7 protein-coding genes are annotated in these 8,211 nt (G+C 39.7%); 5 read left to right on the plus strand and 2 right to left on the minus strand.

The genetic code is table 11. From position 1 onward, the window contains the following. Positions 1 to 107 precede the first annotated feature (107 nt). Positions 108 to 482 carry a YraN family protein gene (locus tag DVR12_RS24895; protein ID WP_199417202.1) on the plus strand — a complete coding sequence of 125 codons (375 nt, stop codon included), beginning with the start codon at positions 108 to 110 and terminating at the stop codon, positions 480 to 482. Between the two features lie 326 nt (positions 483 to 808). Here DVR12_RS24895 and purB read toward each other — a convergent pair whose 3' ends face one another. After that, the gene (purB, locus tag DVR12_RS24900) at positions 809 to 2,149 is read right to left on the minus strand and encodes an adenylosuccinate lyase (RefSeq protein WP_116978525.1); all 1,341 of its coding nucleotides are present in this window, start codon (positions 2,147 to 2,149) and stop codon (positions 809 to 811) included. 140 nt (positions 2,150 to 2,289) lie between these two features. On the opposite strand from purB, the gene DVR12_RS24905 reads away from it, so the two are divergent. Both DVR12_RS24905 and DVR12_RS24910 read left to right on the plus strand, forming a co-directional pair. Beyond that, a complete protein-coding gene (locus DVR12_RS24905) occupies positions 2,290 to 3,033 on the plus strand; it encodes a menaquinone biosynthetic enzyme MqnA/MqnD family protein (protein WP_116978533.1) in 744 nt (247 codons plus the stop codon). Between the two features lie 75 nt (positions 3,034 to 3,108). Then, a complete protein-coding gene (locus DVR12_RS24910; RefSeq protein ID WP_116978526.1) occupies positions 3,109 to 3,771 on the plus strand; it encodes an NADPH-dependent F420 reductase in 663 nt (220 codons plus the stop codon). Between the two features lie 20 nt (positions 3,772 to 3,791). Here the strand turns inward: DVR12_RS24910 and DVR12_RS24915 are convergent, their stop codons facing one another. Beyond that, entirely contained in the window at positions 3,792 to 5,426 is a 1,635-nt protein-coding gene (locus DVR12_RS24915) for a M1 family metallopeptidase (protein WP_116978527.1), read from the minus strand. 79 nt (positions 5,427 to 5,505) lie between these two features. On the opposite strand from DVR12_RS24915, the gene DVR12_RS24920 reads away from it, so the two are divergent. Both DVR12_RS24920 and DVR12_RS24925 read left to right on the plus strand, forming a co-directional pair. After that, positions 5,506 to 7,128: an ABC transporter substrate-binding protein gene (locus DVR12_RS24920; RefSeq protein WP_116978528.1), complete on the plus strand. Its 1,623-nt coding sequence runs from the start codon at positions 5,506 to 5,508 to the stop codon at positions 7,126 to 7,128. A 106-nt stretch (positions 7,129 to 7,234) separates the two neighbouring features. Beyond that, positions 7,235 to 8,017: an acyl-CoA desaturase gene (locus DVR12_RS24925; protein ID WP_116978529.1), complete on the plus strand. Its 783-nt coding sequence runs from the start codon at positions 7,235 to 7,237 to the stop codon at positions 8,015 to 8,017. The last annotated feature ends 194 nt before the right edge of the window (positions 8,018 to 8,211 follow it).

An 8,211-nucleotide genomic window follows, 5' to 3' on the forward strand; every position in this document is an offset into this window, starting at 1 on the left:
ATATGGGTGTTATATTTTTACTGATGATTAACCTGGATCAAATAACTTTATCAACGCTGCAAAAATAGGTTGTATACCTCTAAATAGCTATAGTATTAAATAATTGTTTGTTAATCTTAAATATAGAAGAAATGCCTCAGCATCTTACAATTGGCCAGCTTGGTGAGAATATTGCCGGTGAGTATGTTTCCCGTTACTGCAGGATTCTACATAAAAACTGGAAGTATGGGAGAAAGGAGATTGATATTATTGCGGAGAATAATGGTGTTATATATTTTATAGAAGTTAAAACGCGAAGTTCTGATCAATTTGGCTGGCCGGAAGAATCTGTTAACTATCAGAAGCAGGAACATATACAATTAGCAGCAGAAGCTTATCTGTTTCAAAATGATCTAACCCCATCAACTATCCGTTTTGATATTATTTCAATTATTTTAAATAAGGAAAGTTATGAGCTAATGCATTTTAAAGACGTGTTCTGAGAAGATGGACGTGTAGAAAAAAATCTTTGAAAATGCAGATAAATATTGGGTTTTCTGTTGATTGTAACTATCTTTGCAGCGCATTTACAACCTGCCCGCATTTTCATTATAACCACCGGGATTTTTCCGGTCATTCCCTCTTAACAAACTAAAATTCTGGCATCGCCGATATTGGCGTTGTTGCAAGGTGCAGGAAAAAAATTAATACAACGGGATGTTGTACCTACGGGTCGATGTCCGCTCTTTGAGTGAAGCATTGATTGCTTTCGAGAGTAATTAATATCCAAAGGGCAGAGATCATTTCTCTGCCCTGGATATTTATAATATTATGCCCACAAACCGGTGTAGTTATGAGGGGTAATTGCTTTCAACTCTTTTTTCAATGCGGCACTAATTTTTAAGCCATCAATAAATTTATGGATGGTTTTTTGAGTGATCTGTTCTCCACCTCTTGTCAATTCTTTCAGTGCTTCGTAAGGTTGAGGATAATTTTCTCTACGCAACACTGTTTGAATAGCTTCAGCCACCACAGCCCAGTTGTTTTCCAGATCTTCCTTCAGCTTGGCTTCATTAAGGATCAGTTTAGATAATCCTTTACGTAAAGATTTAGTAGCAAGGATGGTATGACCGAAAGGTACACCCAGATTACGCAGAACTGTAGAATCGGTAAGATCGCGCTGTAACCTCGAAATCGGAAGTTTGGCACTTAAATGCTCAAACACTGCGTTGGCAATACCCAGATTACCTTCAGCGTTTTCAAAATCGATTGGGTTTACTTTATGTGGCATTGCAGAAGAACCAACTTCGTTTTTCTTGATTTTTTGTTTGAAGTAGTCCATTGAGATATAAGTCCATACGTCTCTGCTGAAGTCGATCAGGATAGTATTGATTCTCTTTAACGCATCAAATTGAGCGGAGATGTTATCATAATGCTCGATCTGGGTAGTATACTGCATACGTTGTAATCCCAGGACGTTGTTAACGAATTTCTCGCCAAACTTTTCCCAGTTGATTTTTGGGAAAGCAACGTGGTGAGCGTTGAAGTTACCGGTTGCTCCGCCGAATTTTGCGGCAAAAGGAATCTGACCAAGCAGGCTTATTTGTCCTTCCAGGCGCTCTACGAATACCAGGATTTCCTTACCCAGAATAGTAGGAGAGGCTGGTTGGCCATGTGTACGGGCAAGCATTGGTATTTTCATCCAGGATTTGCCTAATTGCTTTAATTCCAGGATCAGGTTAGCCAAAGCTGGCATATACACGTGTTCGATGGCATCTTTCCAGAAAAGTGGAGTAGCTGTATTATTAATATCCTGAGAGGTAAGACCGAAATGCACCCATTCCAGTTTATCTTCCAGGCCCAGGTTTTTTAATTCGTTTTTGAGAAAATATTCCACAGCCTTCACATCGTGATTGGTAATCTTTTCAGTGTCTTTTATCAGTTGTGCATTCTCGATGGTGAATTCCTGGTAGATCTTGCGCAGGGCGGGAAGTTTAGTCTTTGGTAAAGTGAATATTTTTTGCTCAGCCAGGGCAATGAAGTATTCTACTTCTACCATTACACGGTAACGAATCAACGCAAATTCAGAAAAATAATTGGAAAGCTCTTCCAATTGATTGCGATAGCGCCCGTCCAGCGGTGAAATAGCAGTTAGTGGTTGTAGTTGCATAATATATATATTCCGATATTATAATTAACATTGTTATTGGTAACAAGTTCCATTTACACCCTGAAACCAGGGGTGGAATTATTCATTTGGAATTTGTTAACAGGGATTTGTTTACTTTTGCAGCCTCAAAAGTACTGAAATTGGAACGGAAAGTAAAAGTTGCGGCTGTAAGTTATTTGAATACAAGGCCATTATTGTACGGATTTAGGAATCACCCGGTGATGGAAATGATTGATCTGTCTACAGATTATCCTTCCAAAATAGCTCAACAATTGATTGACGGCGAGGTGGATGTTGCGCTGGTACCAGTAGCTACTATTCCTAAAATGAAGGAATATCATATTATCTCCGATTATTGTATAGGGGCAGAAGGCCCGGTTGCTTCTGTTTGCCTGTTTAGTGAAGTGCCTTTAAATGAAATAAAACGCATATATCTGGATTATCAAAGCCGCACTTCTGTTGCTTTGCTAAAACTATTGGTGAAAGAATACTGGAAACTGGATGTTACGTTTATAGAAACTTCAGGTCAGTACCAGGAAAACATAAAAGGTACCGATGCCGGATTAGTGATAGGTGACAGAGCGTTGGAACAACGGAAAATTTCTCCGTTTATCTACGATCTTGCAGAACATTGGACTCGCTTTACCAGCTCTCCTTTTGTTTTTGCTGCCTGGATCGCCAATAAATCATTACCCGGGGAATTTATTCAACAATTCAATGATGCCAACAGCATCGGGGTAAAGAATATATTGCCGGTAGTAGCTGAAAATCCATATGAGATCTACGATCTTACTACTTATTATACAAGAGATATCAGCTATCCTTTTACCCCGGCGAAACGACAAGGGATGCAGAAGTTCCTCTCATATCTTCAGCAAGGATAAATTTTAAGATTGATCATCAATCTATAAGTCCACAATTTTAACTAACTTCATGACCTTCACCATTAACTGAGGGTCATGAATATTGGTATCCTAGGAAGCGGTCCTGTAGGTCTAACTTTAGGCAAAGGATTGATGCAAACAGGACATTATATTACTATTGGCACCCGTAACCCCGCACGGGAATCCTTGCAACAATGGGCCAGAAAACAAGGCAAACAGGCTTTGATCGGAACTTTCCGGCAGGCTGCCGAATTTGGCGAATTACTCCTTATCTGCACCAGTTGGCAAGGCACCAAAAAAGCCATAGAAGCCGCAGGAATCTGGAATTTTAAATCCAAGACCGTCGTGGATGTCACGAATCCACTCGATGGAAGAGGCCCCGATGAACATGGGCGACTCACTTTTACTATTGGTCATACTAATTCGGCGGGCGAACAAATTCAGGCCTGGCTTCCTCCGGATGCTAAAGTCGTAAAGGCGCTTAGCTGCGTCGGACATGAACGAATGTTATTGCCAAAATTCAAGGAAGGAGCCCCCACTATGTTTATTGCCGGAAATAGCATGGAAGCGAAACGTGAAGTTATTAATCTGCTTCACCAGATTGGATGGAATGATATTGCAGATATGGGAAGAATAGAAATGAGCAGAAGTATTGAACCGCTTTCAATATTATGGGCTGCTTACGGCTTTCAGAACGATAGCACCAAACACGCCTTTAAATTATTAAGGGACGTTTAAAACGCCCCTTAATAAAATGCTTATTTTACTTTCTTTACATTAATATAAAAGTTCTTATCAACATCCAACTCCTTTACATTATCAAGGGTATAATTAGTGGTATGCCATAAGGTTCCGGGATAAATCAGTTTATATCCATTCTCATTGAGCTTCACTCTTACAGGCATATTGAAATCCTTTACATCACTTACCCAGCGGAATTGCAATTGCTGGCCGTTAAAGCGATATTCCAATGTAGGTATAGTGGTATGTCTGAGGTATTGATCAAATACTTTCTCCAGATTCATACCAACAAACCGACTCATATATTCTTCGATCTGCTGAGTAGTTACGGTCTGGTGGTAGAAGGTTTTATTCATACCACGTAGCATATCCCTGAAGGCAACATCATTCTCCATAATCTGACGAATCATGTGAATCATATTAGCTCCTTTATAGTACATATCTCCGCTGCCTTCGGCATTTACTCCGTATGGTGCGATGATAGGAACATCATTTTTGATGTTTTTGCGAATTCCCTGAACATATTCTTCCGCTGCTTTTTTACCATACTGGCATTCTGTAAACAAAGTTTCAGAATAGTTGGTAAAGGACTCATGAATCCACATATCAGCAATATCCTTACTAGTTATGCTATTACCAAACCATTCGTGCCCGCTTTCATGTACAATAATGAAATCCCATTTCAGGCCCCAACCAGTGCCGGATAGATCGGTTCCTTTATAACCCATCTGATAATTATTGCCATAGGCAACAGCACTTTGGTGTTCCATTCCTAAATAAGGTGCATCTACCAGTTTATAACTATCTCTGTAGAACGGATACTTACCAAACCAGTATTCGAGACTCTTCAACATAGGCTTTACAACAGCGAAATGTTTTTTTGCTTTTTCCTGATTATAATCCAGAACCCAGTATCCGATATCCAGTTTGCCACCTTCGCCGGAGTAGGAATCCTTCATTTCGATATAATGACCAACGTTGAGGGCTACGTCATAATTATTTATAGGGCTGTTTACTACCCATACAAATGTTTTGGTACCATCCGGGTTGTCGATAACCTTTTTCAGACGGCCATTTGATACGTCTGTAAGGTCATTAGGTACGGTAACGCTGATCTGCATTTCATCCGGCTTATCGCTCTGATGGTCTTTATTAGGCCACCATAGACTTGCCCCGATATGCTGAACGGCAGTAGCCATCCATAATCTGTCTTTCTCGTCTTTTGTCCATACTACACCACCGCTCCAGGGTGCATTGGTTGCACGGTGAGGTTTACCACTATAGAATACTGTGAGTTGTTTAGATTTTCCTTTCGTTTGAGGAGCTACCAGATTAATAAACCAGGCATTACTGTCGCGGGTCCAGGTAAGAGATTTCTTATCCTGTATCACGCTGTCGATTTGCATAGGGTATTGTAAATCGATTTGTAAAACCGAATCCTGTTTTAGGACCTTATAGGTAATGGTATTAAAACCGCTGAAAGTACTATCTTCCGGGTTAACGGTAACGTGTAAATCATATTTGGTAACATCCCACCAACTACGTTGAGGGGTAATGGTGCCTCTAAGGGTATCGGCTCTGCTAAAGTTCTGCTGACCAATTACTGAAGTAGACAGCAATAAAGCCAAACATAAGACGAATGCTCCTCGCATAATTAATTTTTTCTCTGATTTAACCGGAAAGATATTAATTTACTATCAAATGAAATGTTATTATTGTCAAGCGGTTAGAATGAAAGGTTTGATATTATTTTTATCAGGCTGTTGGTTTTTGCTCTCTTGTGGAGCGAAAAAGGAACAGGAGCTTTCCGTATTTCGTTACAACAGTACTTACTTAATTGCAAGTCTTGACCCCGCCTTTGCTAAGAGCCAGGAAGTTATATGGGCTGTGAAGCAATTGTATAATACACTGGTAGAAACAGACAGCAGCTTATCTATTCGTCCATCCCTTGCCACATCCTGGGATGTATCGCCGGATCATCGCACCTATACCTTTCATTTACGCACCGATGTATACTTTCATGATAATGAGGTATTCCCGGGAGGAAAAGGGAGAAAATTGGTTGCAGCGGATGTTGTTTACAGCCTGAACCGGTTAATTGATCCTGCAACAGCATCAACCGGTGCCTGGTTATTTAACGGGCGTTTAGCACCGGAAAATGGATTATTGGCCTTAAACGATTCTACATTTCAGCTTTCCCTGACCCAACCATTTCATCCTATCATGGGTATTCTGAGTATGCAATACTGCAGCATTGTACCAAAAGAAGTGGTAGAGAAATATGGAAAGGATTTCAGGAATCACCCTTGTGGTACCGGACCGTTCCAGCTTTTTCTCTGGGATGAATCACAAGCCCTGGTTTTGCATAAAAACCCAAGATACTTTGAAACAGATAGTACCGGAGCCAGATTGCCCTATTTAGAGGCAGTTCAGGTTAGCTTTCTGGAAAGTAAAGCTTCTGAATTCCTTTTGTTCAGGCAAGGACAATTGGATTTTATGAATGATATTGATGCTTCCTTTAAAGATGAAGTGCTTACAAAACAGGGAGCTTTAAGAAAAGAATGGGAGGGGAAGATGGTATTAAGTAAACATCCCTATTTAAATACTGAGTACCTGGGATTTCTGATGGATAGCAGTAATCCGTTAGTGAAAAACAGTCCAATCAAAATAAAGAAAATCCGCCAGGCTATTAATTATGGAATAGACCGGATAAAAATGATGACTTACCTGCGTAACGGAATTGGTACACCTGCTATTTCAGGATTTGTGCCTGCCGGCTTACCATCCTATAATCCGGATATCGTTAAAGGATACTCGTACCAGCCAGGTAAATCGAGAGAGCTTTTGCGGGAGGCAGGATTTCCTGATGGGAATAACCTGCCGGTAATTAAATTATTATCGATTCCTATTTATGCAGATCTGGCCAACTATGTGGCGAACCAGCTCCAGGAAGTAGGGATTCGTATTCAAGTTGAAGTTATTCAGAAAAGTTTGTTGCTCGAGCAGACGTCAAAGTCGCAGGCCTTATTTTTCAGAGGAAGCTGGATTGCAGATTATCCGGATGCGGAAAGTTATCTTACTGTTTTTTATGGTAAGAACCCTGCACCACCCAACTATACCCGCTATCATAACCCACAATTCGATAAACTATATGAAGCTTCATTACAGGAGAATAATGATAGTATCAGGTATAAATTGTATCAGGAAATGGACAGGATGGTGATAGATGATGCAGCTGTTGTTCCTCTATTTTATGACGAAGTGGTTAGGCTGGTGCAACCGAACGTTCATGAATTTTTTAATAATGGAATGAATTTGCTAGAGTTACGCTGGGTAAAGAAAACTAAACTATAATTATTTTTTTAACATTTCATTCACCTATCCGACATCAATTTTTATGATATATCCGCATATTTAGCCTTACCTTTGACGTTTATTTGTCACTTTTCAAAAGCAATAAATGGCCGTAATCCTCATATTCTTCTGTGTGCACTGGTTTTTTTCGTTATTCTTTCACACGTTTTACCTACACAGATACGCGTCTCACCAGATGTACACTACCAGTAAATTCTGGGAACGTTTCTTTTATTTTTGTACCTGGTTGTTTCAAGGGTCATCTTATCTGATTCCAAGAGCGTATGGTGTAATGCACCGTATGCACCATGAATATAGCGATACCGAAAAAGATCCGCATTCTCCGCATTTCTTTAAGGATGTATGGACGATGATGGTGCAGACCCGTAAGATTTACAATGGTTTCGTATATAACACCAGTGAGGTTGATCCGCAGTTTACTGCAGAACCTTTGCCGGAATGGAATGCATTGGACAAATTTGGTGATAGTAATTATACCCGTTTGGCCTGGATAGCTGCTTACATTGCATTTTATGTAGCATTTGTTCCTGCAGGTATGTGGTATTTATATCTGTTATTACCTATCCATTTCCTGATGGGTCCTGTTCAGGGAGCTGTTGTGAATTGGTGTGGTCATAAATATGGTTATCAGAATTTCGATAATGGTGATCATTCCCGTAACACTTCTCCATGGGGTATTGTATTAATGGGCGAGTTATTCCAGAATAACCACCATAAATTTAAAGACAGCCCTAACTTTGCAAAGAAGTGGTACGAATTGGATCCTAGTTACCAGGTAATGAAGTTTATGAATTTCATTGGCATTATTAAATTAAAGCCTGCCATGGTAACAACCGCTGCTCAAATAAAGAAAGTAAATGCGGCTTAGTTAGTACAATCAATCTGTTACAATAAAAAAAGTGCCTTACCAATTGGTGAGGCATTTTTTTTTGTTTCTCGCAAAGGCGCAAAGATTAATATTAAGAGTCAAAGGTTTTTATTAAGATTAATAAGGAATAATAAGGATTAATCTATGTTGTTTAGGATAATAATTGATTTCTGTAATAATTTAAAGTAGCGGGA

It is taken from the genome of Chitinophaga silvatica, assembly GCF_003419895.1.
GTDB classification, from domain to species: Bacteria; Bacteroidota; Bacteroidia; order Chitinophagales; family Chitinophagaceae; genus Chitinophaga; species Chitinophaga silvatica.

Coding starts and splice junctions, on each gene's coding strand:
- purB (WP_116978525.1), bottom strand. CDS start 2,149: ATGCAACTACAACCACTAACTGCTATTTCACCGCTGGACGGGCGCTAT.
- DVR12_RS24910 (WP_116978526.1), top strand. CDS start 3,109: ATGAATATTGGTATCCTAGGAAGCGGTCCTGTAGGTCTAACTTTAGGC.
- DVR12_RS24915 (WP_116978527.1), bottom strand. CDS start 5,426: ATGCGAGGAGCATTCGTCTTATGTTTGGCTTTATTGCTGTCTACTTCA.
- DVR12_RS24920 (WP_116978528.1), top strand. CDS start 5,506: ATGAAAGGTTTGATATTATTTTTATCAGGCTGTTGGTTTTTGCTCTCT.
- DVR12_RS24925 (WP_116978529.1), top strand. CDS start 7,235: ATGGCCGTAATCCTCATATTCTTCTGTGTGCACTGGTTTTTTTCGTTA.